Origin of the sequence: Burkholderia sp. LS-044 (assembly GCF_004803625.1) — a bacterium.
Classification (GTDB): domain Bacteria; phylum Pseudomonadota; class Gammaproteobacteria; order Burkholderiales; family Burkholderiaceae; genus Burkholderia; species Burkholderia cepacia.
In genome coordinates this window covers 1-20,004 of record NZ_SSWO01000028.1, presented here as the reverse complement: position 1 = coordinate 20,004, position 20,004 = coordinate 1, and the positions used below count along the sequence as shown (strand labels likewise).

The window sequence follows — 20,004 nt, the reverse complement described above, 5'->3', positions numbered from 1 at the left end:
TGAGGCACAATACTGGTTTGACCGCCCCGGTGGTGGCGGGCCAAGAGCCCGGCCGGCGGGGCGCTGCGAGGCTGCTGCGCTGCAGGCCGTTACTCAACGAAGGAACTCTATGCAACTGGTCAAGACCGAACGAGACACCCTCCTCAGGCCGCTGCAAACGGTCAGCGGCATCGTCGAACGCCGCCATACGTTGCCGATCCTCGCCAACCTGCTGATCACCAAGAACGGCCCGGACGTTTCATTCCTGTCGACCGACCTGGAGCTGCAGATCACCACGCGCGCCGATTTCGGCGTCGGCGGCGACCAGGTCGCGACCACCGTCGCGGCCCGCAAGCTGCTCGACATCCTGCGCGCGATGCCTGACGGCCAGGTCACGCTGTCGCTCGCCGACAAGCGCCTCACCGTTCAATCGGGCAAGAGCCGTTTCGCACTCCAGACGCTGGCGGCCGACGAGTTCCCGACCGTCGCACAGGCGAAGGATTTCGGCGCCACGCTGACCGTCCCGCAGAAGTCGTTCCGCCAGTTGCTCGGCATGGTGCACTTCGCGATGGCGCAGCAGGACATCCGCTACTACCTGAACGGCATGCTGCTCGTCGTCGACGGCGACCAGCTGATGGCCGTGGCCACCGACGGCCACCGCCTCGCGTTCTCGTCGATGAAGCTCGAAGGCGGCACGTTCGGCCGCCAGGAAGTCATCGTGCCGCGCAAGACGATTCTCGAGCTGCAGCGCCTGCTCGAAGACATCGACGACACCGTCACCATCGACATCGCGCAAACCCAGGCCAAGTTCACGTTCGGCCAGGTCGAGCTCGTGTCGAAACTCGTCGAGGGCAAGTTCCCCGACTTCCAGCGCGTGATCCCGAAGGCGCACAAGAACACGTTCGAGATCGGCCGTGAAGAACTGCAGCGCTCGCTGCAGCGCGCGGCCATCCTGACCTCGGACAAGTTCAAGGGCGTGCGCTGCATCATCGCGCCGGGCCAGCTGAAGATCATGTCGACCAACGCCGATCAGGAAGAGGCGCAGGAAGAACTCGAAATCGCCTACCAGGGCGATACCGTCGACATCGGCTTCAACGTCACGTATCTGCTCGACGTGCTCGCGAACCTGAAGGTCGACACCGTGCAGGTGAGCCTCGGCGACGCCAGCTCGAGCGCGCTGATTACCGTGCCCGAGAACGACGAGTTCAAGTATGTCGTGATGCCGATGCGCATCTGACGCGCACGACATCAAGACACACACCAGGGGGCGGCAAGCCCCTTTGGCGTTTTTATGGCGAACCGACAACCCGTCCTTTCGGTGCCTGACCGGCACCGTGGATGGGCCAGGAAACTGGAGCGGCCCGGCGATTTCCTTCGCTGAAACGCACCGCGCCGCCACTAGAGTGGCCTCGCAGAACCGGAAGATATCCATGAGTGAACAGCACAATTCGCAACCCGATAACAGCAGCTACGGCGCCTCGTCGATCCAGATCCTCGAAGGTCTGGAAGCGGTGCGCAAGCGCCCCGGGATGTACATCGGCGACACGTCTGACGGCACCGGTCTGCACCACCTCGTGTTCGAGGTGCTCGACAACTCGATCGACGAAGCGCTGGCCGGGTATTGCAACGACATCCACGTGACGATTCACGCCGACAACTCGATTTCCGTGACCGACAACGGCCGCGGGATTCCGACCGACGTGAAGATGAACGACAAGCACGAGCCGAAGCGCAGCGCCGCGGAAATCGTGATGACCGAACTGCACGCCGGCGGCAAGTTCGACCAGAACAGCTACAAGGTGTCCGGCGGCCTGCACGGCGTGGGCGTGTCGTGCGTGAACGCGCTGTCGAGCTGGCTGCGCCTCACCGTGCGCCGCGACGGCAAGAAGCGTTTCATGGAGTTCCACCGCGGCGTCGCGCAGGATCGCGTGCTCGAGGTGGTGGACGGCGTGGAAGTGTCGCCGATGCTCGTGACCGGCGACACCGAGAACCGCGGCACCGAAGTGCACTTCATGGCCGATCCGACCATTTTCGGCACGGTCGAGTATCACTACGACATCCTCGCGAAGCGGATGCGTGAACTCTCGTTCCTGAACAACGGCGTGCGGATTCGCCTGACCGACCTGCGCTCGGGCAAGGAAGACGATTTCGCGTTCGCCGGCGGTGTGAAGGGCTTCGTCGAGTACATCAACAAGACGAAGACCAACCTGCACCCGACCGTGTTCTTCGCCAACGGCGAGAAGGACGGCGTGGGCGTCGAAGTCGCGATGCAGTGGAACGACAGCTACAACGAAAACGTGCTGTGCTTCACGAACAACATTCCGCAGCGCGACGGCGGCACGCACCTGACCGGCCTGCGGGCCGCGATGACGCGCGTCATCAACAAGTACATCACCGACAACGAAATCGCGAAGAAGGCGAAGGTCGAGACGACCGGCGACGACATGCGCGAAGGGCTGTCGTGTGTGCTGTCCGTGAAGGTGCCGGAGCCGAAGTTCAGCTCGCAGACGAAGGACAAGCTGGTTTCGTCCGAGGTTCGTGCGCCGGTTGAAGAGGTTGTGGCGAAGGCTCTGGAAGAATTCCTTTTGGAAACGCCGATCGACGCGAAGATCATCTGCGGGAAGATTGTTGAAGCTGCTCGGGCGCGGGATGCTGCGCGGAAGGCGCGTGAGATGACGCGACGTAAGGGCGTGCTCGACGGCGTCGGCCTGCCCGGCAAGCTCGCGGACTGCCAGGAGAAGGATCCGGCTAAGTGCGAAATCTACATCGTCGAGGGTGACTCGGCAGGTGGTTCGGCGAAGCAAGGGCGTGACCGGAAGTTCCAAGCGATCCTGCCGCTGCGCGGCAAGGTGCTGAACGTCGAGAAGGCGCGTTACGACAAGCTGCTGTCGTCGGAGCAGATCGTCACGCTCGTGACCGCGCTTGGGTGCGGGATCGGCAAGGAAGACTACAACCTCGACAAGCTGCGCTATCACCGCATCATCATCATGACCGACGCGGACGTCGATGGTGCGCACATCCGGACGCTACTGCTCACGTTCCTGTATCGCCAGATGCCGGACATGATCGAGCGCGGGTACGTGTATATCGCGCAGCCGCCGCTTTACAAGATTAAAGCGGGCAAGGACGAGCGGTATCTGAAGGACGACGTGGAGCTCAACGCGCATATGCTGCGGTTGGCGCTGCAAGGGTCGGAGCTGGTGCCGGGTGAGAATGCTGCGGCGATTTCGGGTGATGCGCTTGGGGAGCTGGCTCGGTCTTATCTGCTGTCGCAGAGCGTCATCGAGCGGTTGAGCCGGTTGTATGACCCGGCCGCGCTGGAAGCCGTCATGGATGGGGTGGTGATCGATCTTTCCAACGAGGCTTCGACCGAGGCTTCGGCTAAGGCGCTGCACGCTGCGTTGCATGATGAAGCGCTGAAGAACGAAGTGCGGGTTGTGCCTTCGTATGACGCTGTTCGCGAACAGCGGGCGCTGCATGTCGAGCGCACGCATCACGGCAACGTGCGCGTTTCGGTCATCGACCAGGAATTCCAGCACACGGCGGATTATCAGCAGCTCGTGACGACGGCGAATACGTTCAAGGGGCTGATTGGGGAAGGTGCGGTTATCAAGCGCGGTGAGCGCAGCATGGCCGTCGCGGACTTCAAGAGCGCGATGAAGTGGCTGCTGGCGGATGCTGAACGCAACGTCTCCAAACAACGCTATAAGGGGCTCGGCGAAATGAACCCCGAGCAGCTGTGGGAAACGACCATGGATCCGGCAGTGCGGCGTCTGCTGCGTGTGCAGATCGAGGATGCGATTGCTGCGGACGGGATCTTTACTACCCTCATGGGGGATGATGTCGAGCCGCGGCGGGCGTTTATTGAGTCGAATGCATTGCGGGCGGGGAATATTGACGTTTAACTCATGTGTAGGTAGACGCATAACCTGAGAAAAAAAGACCCATAAGTTGAGAAACTTATGGGTTTTTCGCATCAATAGTGCGGAACTATGGACGATTCATTTACGTGCACCTGCACTTCCCAAATATCTCCGAGAGCGAGTGAGCGTCTAAGAAATCGGTAGCGGCGTGGAGAAGCTAGCCTTCCGGAGGGCGCATATTTCTGGAAGGATGCCTCTCAAGTCGACGTCGACCAGTCGTGGAATCGGGCGAAGTCGGTGACGCTGGCAAGATACACGCAACGTGTTCGACGTTTTTTGCTGAGAGCTCGATGACGTATCTCATATCACTAAAGCTTTGAATGTCGGGCCTCAAGGTCGATTGCCGGTTTTGGCTACGACCGTTGAAGAACGGGCGCTTGCGAAATCGCCAGCTTTACGGCCCTGCAGATTGACGAAAGTGCAGAGGTACGTTTGCTATTCTTACTAGAAGAGAAGTTCATGCTTCACGCTCCACCGTTGCGGAGGCTCGACGATGCCGCCTCCTGAGCACATGGGTTGGTTTGTCGCTCACCCATCAATCAACACGACAGCAGGCAGAAGCGTTAGCATTTTCGAGTTCGCGCATCAGCCGGACGATGCAATCCTGGCTGCATGGGCTCGTCATTTTCGGGAACACTATTGCCTAGATGCCGACATCGATGTCCTTAGAGGTGGCACCGGCCTTTCGCGTGCTCAGTTTTTGATTGAGCGGATTTTTCCGAACGCGGAAAATCCAGGACCCGCCGTTCGGGCGGGCGATTTCGCGGAGATACTCGTTTCGGACTTTCTCGAGTACAGCCTGGACCACTGGGTGCCTCGCTGGCGATTCTCTGAAAAAGCCACCCCAAATGAGTCGGTCAAAGGCACTGACATCATCGGACTGCGAATATGTCCGAACGGAAATGCTCTTCAAGACACGCTGACGACGTTCGAAGTGAAGGCTCAGTTGTCTGGTGGTCGTGCAAGAGCTAGATTGCAGGATGCCGTCGACGATGCCGCGAAAGACCGGGTAAGGCAAGCGTACACGCTCTTAGCCATGAAGCGCAGAGCGCATCTGATTGGCGATACCGAACGAGTGGCGTTGGTGGAACGCTTTCAGCTGAAAGCTGATAGACCATTCACAGAACAAGTCGGTGCCGCCGCTGTCGTCAACAATTTGGTGTTCGACGCTGAGCAGATAGCTGCGACCTCGACAGTTGCGCATCCGCCCGGGACAGCTCTTCTCTTGCTGGTCATCCGAGGCGAAGACTTGATGACGCTCGCTCACAACCTCTATGAAAGAGCCGCAAATGAGGCCTGAGGCCAGTTCTCGACGCTTATTCGGCATTACGCAGGCAAAGGCGCGTATGTTCGAATATGCGGTACCAGAAAACCACCATCTTGCAATCCCTCCCGGCACCCATCCCGAAGACCTCTTTCTTCTCACCATTGGAATCTTGGGGGACGAAGCGGCCGCGCTGTGCGAGCAGTACGAACAACGAGCGACCCTTGTCGCCTCTGGTGTTCCGACCGACCGACAAGGTCTGCGCTTTGCGGCATCTTTCTTTCATGCCTACGTCGCCGCACGCTTCGACGATGAGTTGGACGATGAGGTTCTGACGCTCGCTGCGGCATCGTTCTACCTGTCGGAGACGCCAGGCAGTAGCTTGGTGATAAGTAATCTTCTCGCGGACCGAGGTTTTCCGGTGGATGACCCACTCCCGACGGTCTTACAGTTTGCACTGGCGAATCGCTTGACAGACGCGTACGTTGCCCCTGAATACCGGTTCTCGCTCGAACTGCAAGCGGTGTCAGCGGCTGCGGCTGAACTGCTAACTCGCGTCGGCGGCGACGAGCGCATTTTGCTGCGCAATGCGGCAATTCTTCGTCGGGTGGTCTATGCAAGAGGGAGTGCCCGTGAGGTAGCACTCGTCGACGTGTGCGTAGCAACCATTCTTCGCAAAGTCAGCAACTCAAGTCGTTTGAATTTGCCTCGATATTCTAGGCTCGACGATGAGGCATGGTTGGACGTATTTCTCAAACGAGACTTCGTGTCGGAGCTTTGGCCGTCACAACGGCTCTTGGGGGAATCGGGCATATTCGCCGGCGCGTCGGCCGTTGTGCAGATGCCGACGAGTGCGGGGAAAACTCGGGCGGTCGAACTAGTGATACGAAGCGCAATCTTGGCGAACAACGCGCGCACCGCTGTGGTGGTTGCGCCCTTCAGGGCCCTTTGCCACGAGATTTCGAAGTCACTGCGACAGGCCTTTACCGGGGAGCAGGTCTCAATCAATGAACTGTCCGACGTTCTGCAGGAAGATTTTACGGAGCTGTTGGCTGAGTTGCTCGGAGAGGAGCACCAACCTCGGCCTCAAATTTTGGTGCTCACGCCGGAAAAGTTCTTGTACGTGCTGCGCCAATCTCCGGAGCTTGCGGAAAAGATAGGCCTTGTCATCTACGACGAGGGACATCAATTCGACTCGGGAGCTCGAGGCGTAACCTACGAGCTGCTGCTCACAGCTTTGAAAAGTGCCCTGCCGAGGAACTCGCAGGTAATTCTCGTCTCGGCTGTGATTTCGAACGGCGAAGTGGTCGGACGATGGCTGCTGGGCGAGCGCTCACGCGTTGCCCGAGGCGAAGACCTTGCCCCTACGCAACGTTCCGTAGCGTTTGCAAGCTGGAAGACAGCACTTGGAACGCTGCAGTTCAATGCCTTGGATTCACCCGAAGACTTTCCTTACTTTGTTCCACGGATTATTGAGTCGGTCAGATTGACTCTACAAGGTCGCGAGCGGCGAAATCGGGTATTCCCTGAAAAAGATGATGCAGCTGACGTTGCGCTGTACCTAGGGTTGAAGCTAGCGCCTCAAGGTAGCTCCGCAATCTTCTGCGGCCGAAAAGATAGTGCGGCGAATATTATTGCAAAGGCGGTCGAATACTTCTCGCGTGGTGTGCCATTTGATGCACCCAGTACCGTTGCGGACTCGGATGAACTGCGACGGCTCGTCTATTTGCACGTCAAGCATTTTGGCGGGGACGCTGTCGTCACAATGGGCGCTAGGCTCGGCATCCTTGCTCATCACGGCAACACGCCGCAAGGCCTATGCGTGTGCATTGAACACGCGATGAAAGAATCTTTGATTTCTCTCGTGGTATGTACGTCGACTCTGGCACAGGGAGTCAATCTACCGCTCAGATACCTGATTGTCTCAAGCATTTACCAAGGTGGTGAGCGTGTGAAGGTTAGAGACTTTCATAATCTCATGGGCCGTGCTGGACGCGCGGGCATGCATATCGAAGGCTCCGTCATCTTCGCCGATACCCGCGTCTTTGACGACAAAGATGCTCGGCAACGTCGGAATCGGTGGCGATGGGATGCCGTTAGAGAACTGCTTGATGCTCGAAACGTGGAGCCAACTGGTAGCTCGCTTCTGGCTCTCGTCGAACCGATTGTGAACGATGACGGTTCCGAGGAGGTCCAGAATGCGTTCGATGTAGCCGTTGCTTTGCTCGCCGACGAAGACAATGCACTGGCGCAAATCAACGACGACCCCGTCTATCTGCGCGCGGTGCGTGCCACGCCTGAGGCAGTTGCGCGACAGGTCAAACATAAGGCCCGATTGCTGAACGCTGTTGCCAGCTTTTTGCAGGCTAGTCGCGGCGACGAAGAGTTCGAGCAGTTCCTTCAACAAGTCGAAGGCCTCGCTGAAAGCACTTTCGCCTTTATGCTCGCGTCAGACGACCAAAAGGACCTGCTCAAGCGGATATTCGTCGAGGTTGCACGAGCTGTGCATGACCGTGAGCCGGATACGGTTGCGCAACGACGCAACTCCAGAACGCTCCTCGGCCTTAACGCGCTCGCGAAGATTTACAGATGGTGTGAGGACCATCGCGAAGATGTACTGGCGTCGCTTACACAAGAGCAATTGCTGTCGACAATATGGCCTCTCCTCGCCGCAGTCAGCGAAGACGAGCTATTCTCAAAGTGCATCGGCAAGGAGCACCTTGAACATATCGCGCAACTGTGGCTTTCGGGTCAGCCGTACTACCGAATTGAGGAGGAAGTACACAGAAGGCGCATTGCAAAACGCCATGGGACAGGCCAACGTCGGTTCACGTCCGGGGACGTTGTGGACATCTGCGACAACTGCTTCGGATACGAGTTTTCACTTTATCTCACGGCACTGGTTACTTTCTTCGAGCGAGGGGACGAGGCCGATAGACCGCCGACTGTCAAATTGCTGAAACAACTGCAAAGCGGCCTGAAGTATGGATTACCTAATGCCCTGCTGGTGGCAATTCACGAAACGGGCTTTTCAGACCGCATGCTTGTGCAAGATTTGCAACCGAGCTTAATCGGTGTCGAGGCAGTGCGCGCCGAGGTGATTGGCCGCGTTCGAAATGTGCAATTCGAAGTACGAGAAGTTCTTCAGCAGTACCCACACTATTTTGAATCGATTCTCGACACCATCGTGGAAGCTTGATGGCTCGCTTGCGAGTATCTGGGGTTCAGGGCGAGCCCGCGCGGGACGGGAATCCGCTTCAGTCCGCCCCCGATGCGCATGTTTCCTCCCTCAGGAATCAACGGCGAGTCGGAGGTAAAATCGACGCTACTTCCACCGCTGCCGCAAGCACACCGGCAGCGGTCCCCCTTGCATTCGGTCGCTCCAGTAACGAGCACACAGACAAAGCCAAAATAGAATGAACCACCAGGCACTATCGTCATTTATCTGGTCCGTAGCGGACCTGTTGCGCGGTGACTACAAACAATCCGAGTACGGGCGCGTGATTTTGCCCTTCACCGTGCTGCGGCGTTTGGACTGCGTGCTCGAATCCACGAAGCCGGCCGTGCTCGCGGAATTCGAAGCGAAAACAAAGTTGGGGCTGAATCCAGAGCCCTTCCTGTTGCGTGTCGCCGGCAGCACGAGGTTCTACAACACCTCACCGCTCGACCTCGTCAGGTTGTTGGGCGACCAGGACAACATTCGCCAGAACCTGTATGCGTACGTTCAGGCCTTCTCGCCGGCTGCGCGAGATATTTTTGAACGGTTCGACTTCTACACACAGGTCGAACGGCTCGCCAAGGCCAACCTTCTCTATCTCGTAACCGAGAAGTTCGCGAACATTGACCTGCACCCAGATGTGGTCGACAACACACAGATGGGCCTCGTTTTCGAGGAACTCATCCGGAAATTCGCGGAAATCTCTAACGAGACGGCCGGGGAGCACTTCACCCCGCGCGAGGTCATCCGACTAATGGTGAACCTGCTGTTTATCGAGGACAACGACGTACTCACGGTAGGCAACGCCGTCGTGCGAACGATTTACGACCCGACGGCCGGTACGGGCGGCATGCTCTCAGTTTCCGACGAGTATCTGCGTGAGCACAATCCGGCTGCGCGGCTGACCATGTTCGGCCAGGAGCTGAACGACGAGTCATACGCCATCTGCAAGGCGGACATGCTCATCAAAGGCCAGGATGTCGCGAACATCGTTGCGGGCAATACGCTGTCCGACGATGGCCACACCGGGCGCAAGTTCGACTACATGCTTTCCAATCCTCCGTTTGGCGTCGAGTGGAAAAAGGTTGAAAAAGCTATTAGAACGGAGTACGAGCAGAAAGGCTTCGATGGGCGCTTCGGCCCCGGCCTGCCGCGCGTCTCAGATGGCTCGATGTTGTTCCTGCTGCATCTCATCAGCAAGATGCGTCCGGCGCAGGAAGGAGGTAGCCGCTTCGGCATCGTGCTGAACGGCTCTCCGTTGTTCACGGGCGGTGCGGGTAGCGGCGAGAGCGAAATCCGGCGCTACGTGCTGGAGAACGACCTGGTCGAGGCCATTGTTGGTCTGCCGACAGATATGTTCTACAACACGGGTATCTCCACGTACGTGTGGATACTGTCGAACAGGAAGCCAGTGGCGCGCAAGGGGTTCGTCCAGCTCATCGATGCGTCGAGCTTCTGGCAGAAGATGCGCAAGAGTCTGGGCAGCAAACGGCGGGAAATGTCGGACGAGCAAATCGCGACAGTTACCCGGTTATTCGGCGACTTTGTTGAAGCCGAGCTGACAACTGTGTTGGACGCGGTAGGTGTCGAGGTCGGACGCTGGGTTGTGCCAGCGGGCAGCAACGCGCCTGACGTGCCTGCGGGCGGCACAGTGAAGTCGGCCCCGATTTCCCGGATTTTCCGGAACCAGGACTTCGGCTACACGACGATTACGGTGGAGCGCCCGCTACGCGATGAACAGGGCAACGTTGTGCTGGGCGTCAAGGGCAAGCAGAAAGGCAAGGTGCAGGCGGACAGTGCGCTGCGCGATACCGAGAACGTGCCGCTCGCGGAGGATATCGGAGCGTATCTCGCGCGGGAGGTGCTGCCACACGTGCCGGATGCGTGGGTGGATGAAGAAAAGAGCAAGGTTGGCTATGAGATTCCATTCAACCGGCATTTCTATGTGTTCGAGCCGCCGCGTGACTTGCACACTATTGACGAGGAATTGAAGGCTGTGTCGGCCAATATTATGACAATGCTTGAGGAGCTAGCAGAGTGAGTCTCCCGAGTTACCCCGCCTATAAAGACACAGGAATCGAATGGCTCACGTCTGTGCCGAAAAATTGGGAGTTGTCACGTCTCGGCTTCCAGTCTTGGGTTCGTGCAAGGCTTGGCTGGAAAGGATTGAAGGCAGAAGAGTACGTTGACACCGGTTATGCATTCTTGGCCACCCCAAACATCAAGGGAAAGGCTATTGACTTCCAAAATGTCAATTACATTACGCAGGAACGATACGACGAGTCACCAGAAATCAAGCTGGCAGTAGGCGACGTATTGTTGGCAAAGGACGGCTCGACACTGGGTACAGTGAATGTAGTTCGTGAGCTACCATCTCCGGCGACTGTGAACAGCTCAATTGCGGTCATTACGCCATACGCATCGCTGTCCGGCATTTTTCTGCTTTACCTACTGCAGAGCGATTTTCTCGTTAACACAATTCAGCGAATTAAGGGCGGGATGGGTGTTCCTCACCTCTTCCAAGAGGACCTGAACAAATTTCATATTCCGTTACCACCAATTGAAGAGCAATCCATCATCGCAGCCTTCCTCGACCACGAGACCGCAAAGATTGATTTGCTGGTTAGCGAACAGGAAAAGCTGCTCACGCTGCTGGCAGAAAAGCGCCAAGCGACCATCTCGCACGCTGTCACCCGAGGTCTCAACCCCGACGCTTCGATGAAGGACTCCGGCGTGACTTGGCTTGGGATGATACCGGCACATTGGGAGGTTGCCGCGATAAAGCACTGGTTTGAGACAACCAGCGGCGGAACACCTGATACAGGACGTCAGGACGACTATTACACGGAGAACGGGGGGTATCCGTGGATAAGAACCACTGACCTGAATAACGCTATTCTTTACACGTTTGAGGTTGCAATTACTGACGCCGCGATTCAGGATTCAGTGTGCGAACTCCTGCCCATCGGCAGTGTATTAGTGGCAATGTACGGCGGGGAGGGCACAATCGGAAAGAATTCGCTTCTAGCTTTCGAAGCATGCATCAACCAAGCTGTCTGCGCACTGCTACCGAACACGAGTTTTATTGAAGAGTTCACGTTTCGGTATATTCAATTTTATAGACCACATTGGATGTTTGGAGCTGAAAGTTCGAGAAAAGACCCCAACATAAGCCAAGGTCTAATTCGGAATATACCGATTGTGCGACCGCCACTGGATGAGCAAAGGTCAATTGCAGATTTCTTGGAAATTGAAATCACGAAACTCGACAAGCTTAAAGCGAATGTCGAACGGACGATTAGTCTACTCAAGGAGCGACGCAGCGCCCTGATTTCCGCCGCAGTCACCGGCAGAATCGACGTCCGCAATGCCGTACTGCGGGAGCTCGCCGCATGAGTGACATACAGTTGTTTCGCCTGTCGAATGGCAACGCACGCGAGCTACCAACCCAGGCCGTAAAACTGGAGAAGCAGCTACAAGGCCTCGTCGAAGCGAACATGCAAACGTTCCTCGGCGTTCGCTTTCTGGCCAGCGAGTACGTCACTGGGAAAACACACAAGGGCAGAATCGACTCGCTGGGCCTCGACGAGAACGGCTGCCCGGTCATCATCGAGTACAAGCGTCACAGCAACGAGAACGTCATCAACCAGGGGCTGTTCTATCTGGACTGGTTATTGGACCACCAGGCGGAGTTCCGCTGGCTGGTTATGGAAAAGCTCGGCAAGGACGTGGCAGACCAAATCGAGTGGACGGGCACGCGCCTGCTGTGCATTGCTGCCGATTTCACGCGCTATGACCAGCATGCGGTCCAGCAAATTCCGCGCAATATCGAGCTGATTCGCTACAAGCTGTTCGGCGATGACCTGTTGTTGCTCGAACTCGTCAATGCGCAAAGCGTTCCCGACGTCACAGCGGTCAAGCCTGCGCAGGCCGACCTAGCAGCTGAGCCTGAAAAGCCGAAAGCGGCAGGCAAGGACAAGTCGGTAGACGAGCAACTTGCCATCGCGTCCGCCGAAATTCGTGACCTGTACGCACAAGTCACCAGCGTCCTGACTTCGTTGGGTGACGACGTGCAAGAAAAGCGCCTGAAGCTCTATACCGCCTTCCGACGCCTGAAGAACTTCGCTTGCGTCATCGCCTATCCGAACAGACTCCTCGTGACGCTCAAGCTAGACCCTGCCTCCGTCGAGCTGGAGGAAGGGTTCAGCCGTGACGTCAGCCAAGTCGGACATTGGGGCACCGGCGACGTCGAACTGACATTGCGCGAGCAAGCCGACCTGGCACGCGCCAGGCCGCTGCTCGAGCGAAGTTACGCCGAGGGCTAGCCGGCCTACCGGCCTGCGCTGACTATCAGAAAAAACAAAATCGACCGCATTGAGGCGTCCATGAGCAACCTGCACCAGGAACATCACTTTGAGGCAGCAATCTGCCAGTCCCTCTCAGCCAATGGCTGGTTCTATGCGGAAGGCGATGCCGCCCACTACGACCGCGTCAGCGCGCTCTTTTTGCCAGACCTGCTCACATGGGTGGAGGCGACGCAGCCTGACACCTGGCAGCGTCTGACCAAGACGCATGGTCCAGCGCTCGCTGAGCGTCTCGCCGAACGGGTGCGCAAGAGCCTCAACGAACGCGGCACTCTGGATGTGCTTCGCCGGGGCGTCGAAATGCTGGGGCTCAAGGAGACGCTCTCGCTCGTCCAGTTCAAGCCGGCGCTGGCCATCAACCCTGCCATCCAGCAGCGGTACGCAGCGAACCGACTGCGCGTCGTGCGCCAGGTTCGCCATTCGCCGAATCACCCGCAGGACGCGGTGGACCTCGTGTTGTTCGTCAACGGCATACCGGTTGCAACCGCCGAGCTGAAGTCTGACTTCACGCAGAACGTTGAAGATGCAGTCGACCAGTACCGCTTCGACCGGAACCCCCAGCCCAAGGGTGGGCAGCTTGAGCCGCTTCTTGGCTTCCCAGGCGGTGCGCTGGTGCACTTCGCAGTAAGCCAGACAGAGGTCAGGATGTGCACCCGGCTCGCAGGCGCGGCCAGCCGGTTTCTGCCGTTCAACAGAGGCAACCACGGCGCGGCAGGCAACGCGCCGAATCCGGACGGCTTCGCGACGGCTTATCTTTGGGAGGACACCTGGGCACGTGACAGCTGGCTCGACATTCTGCATCGCTATCTCATCGGTAAGCGGGACGAAAAGCAGCAACTGAAGACCGTGATTTTTCCGCGTTTTCACCAGTTAGACGCGACCCGAAAGGTCGTTGCGGACGTCCTCGCTCAGGGACCTGGCCAGCGATACCTGATTCAGCATTCCGCTGGCTCAGGAAAGACGAATTCCATTGCCTGGACCGCGCACTTCCTCGCGGACCTGCACGACGCCGAGCACAAGAAGATGTTCGACAGCGTGCTTGTGGTGTCGGACCGCACCGTGCTCGACGCCCAGTTGCAAGAGGCCATCTTTGATTTCGAGCGCACGACCGGCGTCGTAGCCACCATTACCAATGAGCACGGAAGCAAGAGTGCGCAGTTGAGCCAAGCGCTCAAGAGCGGCAAGAAAATTATTGTTTGCACCATCCAGACGTTCCCCTTTGCCCTGCAGGCCGTGCAGGAACTCGCGGCGACCGAGGGCAAGCAGTTTGCGGTCGTTGCTGATGAGGCCCACAGTTCGCAGACCGGTGAAGCGGCGGCGAAGCTCAAGCAACTGCTGTCGGCCGAAGAATGGGCCGCCCTCCAGGATGGCGGCGAAATCGACACCGAGGCCCTGCTGGCCGCCCAGATGGAAGCGCGCGCCGGCGGCAAGGGGCTGACCTATGTCGCCTTTACGGCCACGCCCAAGCAGAAAACGCTTGAACTGTTCGGCCGGCCAGGTCTGGATGGGTTGCCGCAACCGTTCCATGTGTATTCGATGCGCCAAGCCATAGAGGAACGATTCATTCTCGACGTCCTGAAGAACTACACGACCTACAAGCTCGCGTTCAGGCTTGCTCACGACGGCGAGGAATATGACGAGAAGGAGGTCGAGCGTAGCACTGCGATGAAGGGCATCATGCAGTGGGTCCGACTGCATCCGTACAACATCACGCAGAAAGTGCAGATTGTCGTCGAACACTACCGCGAGAACGTGCAGCCCCTGCTCGACGGCAAGGCGAAGGCAATGGTGGTCGTCGGCAGCCGCAAGGAGGCGGTGCGATGGCAGAAGGCCATTCGCGCGTACATCGAGAACCGGGGTTATCCGCTCGGCGTGCTCGTGGCCTTCTCGGGCGAAATCGACGACCCCGAGAGCTATTCCGTGCCAGTGACGGAAACAAGCAAGGAGCTGAATCCCGGCCTCAAAGGACGCGATATTCGCGATGCCTTCGCCGAGCCCGAGTTTCACTTGCTGCTTGTCGCCAACAAGTTTCAGACTGGCTTCGACCAGCCCCTGCTCTGCGGCATGTACGTCGACAAGATGCTTGGCGGCATCCAGGCTGTGCAAACGCTCTCCCGGCTGAACCGCGCACATCCGGGCAAGGACGCCACCTACATCCTGGACTTCGTGAACGACGCGGATGAAATCCTCAAGGCGTTCAAGGCCTATTACGAGACCGCCGAACTCGAAGCCACCACCGACCCGCATCATGTCTATGACCTGCGCGCAAAACTCGATTCCGGTGGCTACTACGACGACTTTGAGGTCGACAGGGTGGTCAAGGTCGAGGTGGACCCGAAAGGTACGCAGGCTCAACTGCAGGCCGCAATCGCACCCGTAGCCGACCGGCTACTCAAGCGCTACAAGGCGGCACAACTGGACAAGGTTGCTGCAGAGGCTCAGCAGGACGGGAAGGCCACCCAGGCAGCCAAAGACACGCTCGACGCGCTGGTGCTGTTTAAAAATGACATGGGAGCGTTCGTACGTCTCTACGCGTTCCTCTCGCAGATTTTTGACTACGGTAATACGGACATCGAAAAGCGCTTTCTGTTCTACAAGCGGCTCATCCCGCTGCTGGAGTTCGGTCGCGAGCGCGACTTCGTAGACCTGTCAAAGGTCACGCTGACGCACCATAACCTGAAAAATACAGGCCGCCAGAATCTGAATCTGAGTCAAGGCGACGCACCTAAGTTGCCTCCGATGGACGCCGTTGGCAGTGGCGCAGTTCAGGAGAAGGAAAAGGTGCTCCTCGACGAAATCATCCAGAAGGTCAACGGCCTCTTCGATGGAGAGCTGACCAACGACGACCAGCTCCTATACGTAAACGGCGTGCTCAAGGGCAAGCTGCTCGAAAACGAACTGCTGGTCCAGCAAGCTGCGAGCAACAGCAAGGAGCGGTTCGCGAGTTCCCCCGACCTTAAGGACGCGCTGATGCACGCCATCATTAATGCGTTCGATGCTCATACGACCATGAGCAGACAGGCGCTCGACTCCGAGCGTGTGCGCGACGGCCTGAAAGACATACTGTTGGGGCCTGCTCAACTCTATGAGGCGCTACGAGCTCGTTCAGGTCCCTCTTCGAGCCTGGGAGCATAGCCTCCGTTCGCATTTCCGGTGGCGTCAGAGAATGGTTGCGATGGCTGACTGACCTGCCCCCATCAATAGGGCCAATGGGCTTCTAGCACAGTCCCATTAAACCAACTCCTGGAAAGCGGCAGCAGTATCCGCGGTTGCCCGGTGCTTCACCGCAAACTTTGACGGCGCAAGGTAGTTCAGTGCGCTGTGCGGCCTTTGCTCGTTGTAGTCCTGACGCCATGCCGCGATGACTGCCCAAGCGTGCGCGAGCGTCGTGAACCAGTGCTCGTTAAGGCATTCGTCGCGGAACTCGCCGTTGAACGATTCGATGTACGCATTCTGCGTTGGCTTGCCCGCCTGAATCAACTTCAGAGCGACGCCGTTCGCATACGCCCACTGGTCAAGCGCGCGGCTCGCAAATTCGGGGCCCTGGTCTGTTCGCACGGCCTTGGGATAGCCACGGAAGCGAGCTGCGCGGTCCAATGCCCGAGCGACATACTAACCTGAGATGCCATGGTCGACGACGATGTCGACAGCCTCTTTCGTGAAGTCGTCGACGACGGTCAGGCACTTCACGCGCCGGCCGTTGGAAAGCGCATCCATCACGAAATCGATTGACCACACCTCGTTGGGCGCGCCCGGCAATGCCAGTTGCTCGCGCTCAATCATGACGCCGTGGCGCTTGCGACGGCGCCGCACAGCCAGCCCTGCCTCACCGTACAGACGATAGACGCGCTTGTGATTGGCGTGCGTGCCTTCGCGTTCCACTAGGGCGTGCAATCGGCGGTAGCCGAATCGACGACGTTCGTGTGCCAACTCCACCAGACGCGCCACTAGCACCTCATTCTCGTGGTCTGGCTTCGCGTCGTAATGCAGCACGCTGCGAGAAAGCCCGACAAGCCGGCAGGCGCGGCGCTCGGAGATGTTGACCTTCTCCCGAATCGCCGATACTGCTTCGCGTTTGGCTTGCGGGCTCAGGGCTTTCCCTTGACGACGACCTTCAACGCTTCCATATCGAGCATTGCTTCGGCCAGTAGCTTCTTCAGCCGGGCATTCTCCACCTCGAGGTCCTTGAGCCGGCGGGCTTCCGAGACTTCCATGCCGCCGAACTTCGCGCGCCAGGTGTAGAACGACGCGTCACTGAACCCGTGCTTCCTGCACAGTTCCTTGACCGGCACACCGGCCTCGGCTTCCTTCAGAAACCCGATGATTTGCTGTTCGTAAAGCGCTTCTTCATGTTCGTCTTCTTCTCTGAAAACGAACTTTACTAGACTCCGGCTGGCCCTGTCTGCAGGGGGCAGGTCACAGATCAATGCACCCTGGGCTGTCGCTGCAGTCGCTCTGTGGACAGTGGAGCCCGAGAAATCTAGAGTGATCGCCAGTAGTTGCCGAATCAAAAAATTTACACGCTTCACACCCTTAGCCATTCACGACCTACCATCCTCGAGTTACTATCTCAAAATAATTTTCACCAACTCGGGATCAAAACAATGCGAAACACCCAGTTGTCACCGGTCGACCGTGCTATCGAATACATACGCTCAACGGTTCTATCGCCCGCCCTAAATAGCGCCCTTCCGTTAGAGATAAAAAACAAAGTAAAACACATCAATCGATGGTTACCGAATTTCAAGCGCGTTGGAGATTTGTCGATCTATCTATCTCGATTCGACGGCGACCGATCTTCCGCGGTCTATTCAGCAATGAAAGCCCATGGATTAACAACATTCGAGGATATATCGAGTGAATTTAATCGACGATTTTCTAGATGGGTAACAGATGCAACAAGGCCGAGCGATTTCGTAGTCGGAGAAAATTACAGCCCTTACGATATATTGATATTCGTCCAGAACTACGACTTGCGATCGGGTGGAATGTTTGTGCTCGACAGCGATGGCAAGCCAAATTTTGTCGTCATCAAAGCCACGTTCAACGGCGGCCGCTATGCAAACGAATGGCTCGTACGTGACAAAAAATTAAAATATTTTCTTAAGAGCAAAGGCAACGTCTTTGGCGAACACTACAAACCAAATGCAGTAATACTTGGCATTTCCGATATACCCATTCTTACGTTCGTTCGTGACAACGACGAACTTCCGTTCACATATGCAGGAGCCTTTAAGTACAAGAAAATTCATCGCGAAAGTGATGGAAGCAAATGGTTTGAGTTGGATCGCGACAAACTTGACAGTTTCGGCGAAGTCATTAACGCCAGGCTCATACAGGATGATCTGACTACAAGAATCGAGAAATCCTTCGCACTTCCAGACAATGAACTGGAACGTCTTGCGAGAGAGGCACCCAAGAAGCCTGAACGCTTTTTAGTTCACACTACGGCCTTCAATCGTGACCCTAACATCATTGCACTCGTTTTACGTCGCGCCCAAGGTTTTTGCCAGGAGTGCGGCAATCCATCACCGTTCTTGCGCAAGAAGGATGGAACACCATATCTTGAAGTACATCACCGCGTCCCGTTAGCGCAGGGTGGTGACGATTCGCTTGAGAATGCCGTAGCGTTGTGCCCGAACTGCCATCGCAGCATGCATTTTGGATAATCTGCTTTGGCTTAGTTTCTCAAATACAAAAAAAAGCACAGATACCATCAAAATGAAGACAATTCCATCCAAACAACAGATAGACGAAATTTTCGAAATTTTGGAAAGAGCCACCACTGATAAACGACCGGCGAGACCGCTTACAAAATATGAAGAGCGAATAGAAAAATTTACGAAATTTCTCGTCTCTCATCAACTAACGGGATTTATAGCATCCTTGCTGCTCGCAGCCATCGCATTTTTCTCCGACGATGTCACCGTTGCCCATACCGCATTCGCAACGCTCACTCTTGTGGAGCTTTTCATACTTCCACTAGGCATCGCCGTCACACTCGTTTCCGCGCCATTCATATATCGATTGTTCAAAGAACCATTTCATCAATTTTTTTATATAGCAAAATCATCAGCAGAATTTGATACAAAATATATTGATGCGCTTTCACAATGTGATCACACGGCACTTCGCTACGTTCTGACGTATTATGAAGGAGAAAGAATCTCATTGGAAAAGCGTTCAAGTTTACTGTGTGGGTCGGTAGAACGAATCGGAATCTTTCCGGCGCTCGCTGGTCTTGGAGCGCTATCCCTTAGCCTATCGAAGCTCTCCATTCTTCAAGGATGGGCAAGTTCATTAATTTTTTTAATTTTTGCATTTTACATACTCAACACAACAACATTCGCCATGACTCAGCGGCAAGATCGTGTTATCAGTCTCCTTAAGTTCTGCATCGATATATCAAAGTAGCAAGTCCCGTCGGTTTGACTTCAGGGTGCGGCGCACCCCGTCCACAACTATACCGATTGGTCACTCGTCGAATTTTCCATATTTCGAGATGCCCAGTTAGATAGACTCAAACGGCGTCACCGCAAAAAGCGCGGGCCGCATGGGCTGCCACCCATACGACCCGCTGACCACAACCAACTCGTTACCGGAGTCGGAAGATGGCTAACGCCTATAGTAAGTCACGTCCCAAGAAGCTCAAACAGTATCCAACGGTTGAGCTGCCCCTCGGCAACAAGCCTGACCTTCCCCAGGATGGCCAACCGTACATGCCATGGATGCGCGCCATTGACGCGCATTTCGAGATGTTCGGATTCAAGCCGGGTGATCGCGTCCATCTTCGGTTCAACTTTGATTCCCGAAGGGTCATCATCACGCCCGACTACAGCGCGCTGAACTGGCGCGAGCAGCCCTATGGTGCAGCTGCGCAAGAAGAGAAGGATCTGGAATACGCAGCGCTGCCCCCTTTGCGCCGCTCCGTTGTCTGGTGATGGTTCGGCGTGAAGCGTTCGGCACATGCCTAGACGCAAATGGTCCGCGGCGACGCTGCAAGTAACGTCAACAATCGTCACAACAGACGAAAAGTTGCGTTCAGTCCTCTCCGCATCCGACGGCATCCCAAGCGTCAGTGTGTGCAGCACGACATGCAGCCCTGTCGAATACTCCACCCGCATTTTCTGCGCCGAAATGCAAAAACCCCCGCCTTTCGGGCGGGGGTTTCTGGCTTAGGGAGCCTGACGATTACCTACTTTCACACGGGAATCCGCACTATCATCGGCGTAGAGTCGTTTCACGGTCCTGTTCGGG

The 20,004-nt window shown here is 56.8% G+C and carries 11 protein-coding genes and 1 pseudogene; 11 read left to right on the top strand and 1 reads right to left on the bottom strand.

Annotated features, from left to right (window positions below):
* Window positions 1-109 precede the first annotated feature (109 nt).
* The 8 genes from dnaN to E9536_RS38865 all read left to right on the top strand — a co-directional run bounded on the left by dnaN (window position 110) and on the right by E9536_RS38865 (window position 15,882).
* Entirely contained in the window at window positions 110-1,216 is a 1,107-nt protein-coding gene (gene dnaN, locus E9536_RS38905) for a DNA polymerase III subunit beta (protein WP_006756934.1), read from the top strand.
* Window positions 1,217-1,409: 193 nt separating this feature from the next.
* Window positions 1,410-3,884, top strand: coding sequence for a DNA topoisomerase (ATP-hydrolyzing) subunit B (gene gyrB / locus E9536_RS38895; RefSeq protein ID WP_021163999.1), 2,475 nt, complete (start codon window positions 1,410-1,412; stop codon window positions 3,882-3,884).
* Between the two features lie 511 nt (window positions 3,885-4,395).
* Window positions 4,396-5,202 carry a Hachiman antiphage defense system protein HamA gene (locus tag E9536_RS38890; protein WP_136472869.1) on the top strand — a complete coding sequence of 269 codons (807 nt, stop codon included), beginning with the start codon at window positions 4,396-4,398 and terminating at the stop codon, window positions 5,200-5,202.
* Window positions 5,192-8,365, top strand: a complete 3,174-nt coding sequence (locus tag E9536_RS38885; protein ID WP_168799623.1) for a DEAD/DEAH box helicase — start codon at window positions 5,192-5,194, stop codon at window positions 8,363-8,365. Before E9536_RS38890 ends, E9536_RS38885 begins: the two co-directional genes overlap by 11 nt.
* A gap of 217 nt (window positions 8,366-8,582) precedes the next feature.
* Window positions 8,583-10,424: a class I SAM-dependent DNA methyltransferase gene (locus E9536_RS38880; RefSeq protein WP_136472865.1), complete on the top strand. Its 1,842-nt coding sequence runs from the start codon at window positions 8,583-8,585 to the stop codon at window positions 10,422-10,424.
* On the top strand, window positions 10,421-11,779 hold the full coding sequence (locus tag E9536_RS38875; RefSeq protein WP_136472863.1) for a restriction endonuclease subunit S: 1,359 nt from the start codon (window positions 10,421-10,423) through the stop codon (window positions 11,777-11,779). Before E9536_RS38880 ends, E9536_RS38875 begins: the two co-directional genes overlap by 4 nt.
* Entirely contained in the window at window positions 11,776-12,708 is a 933-nt protein-coding gene (locus tag E9536_RS38870) for a DUF5655 domain-containing protein (protein ID WP_136472861.1), read from the top strand. The genes E9536_RS38875 and E9536_RS38870 overlap by 4 nt, the downstream gene beginning before the upstream one ends.
* Before the next feature lie 60 nt (window positions 12,709-12,768).
* Complete coding sequence (locus E9536_RS38865) at window positions 12,769-15,882, top strand: type I restriction endonuclease (RefSeq protein WP_136472859.1); 3,114 nt, start codon at window positions 12,769-12,771, stop codon at window positions 15,880-15,882.
* A 96-nt stretch (window positions 15,883-15,978) separates the two neighbouring features.
* On the opposite strand, the pseudogene E9536_RS38860 reads toward E9536_RS38865, so the two are convergent.
* Window positions 15,979-17,072: pseudogene (locus E9536_RS38860) on the bottom strand (IS3 family transposase).
* Window positions 17,073-17,351: 279 nt separating this feature from the next.
* Between E9536_RS38860 and E9536_RS42325 the strand changes: the two are divergent.
* From E9536_RS42325 to E9536_RS38845, 3 genes are all read left to right on the top strand, one after another.
* Window positions 17,352-18,416, top strand: coding sequence for an HNH endonuclease (locus tag E9536_RS42325; RefSeq protein ID WP_247873560.1), 1,065 nt, complete (start codon window positions 17,352-17,354; stop codon window positions 18,414-18,416).
* A gap of 52 nt (window positions 18,417-18,468) precedes the next feature.
* The gene (locus E9536_RS38850) at window positions 18,469-19,161 is read left to right on the top strand and encodes a hypothetical protein (protein WP_136472857.1); all 693 of its coding nucleotides are present in this window, start codon (window positions 18,469-18,471) and stop codon (window positions 19,159-19,161) included.
* Window positions 19,162-19,358: 197 nt separating this feature from the next.
* Window positions 19,359-19,688 (top strand): hypothetical protein, encoded by a 330-nt coding sequence (locus E9536_RS38845; RefSeq protein WP_136472855.1) that lies wholly within the window; start codon window positions 19,359-19,361, stop codon window positions 19,686-19,688.
* Window positions 19,689-20,004: the final 316 nt, after the last annotated feature.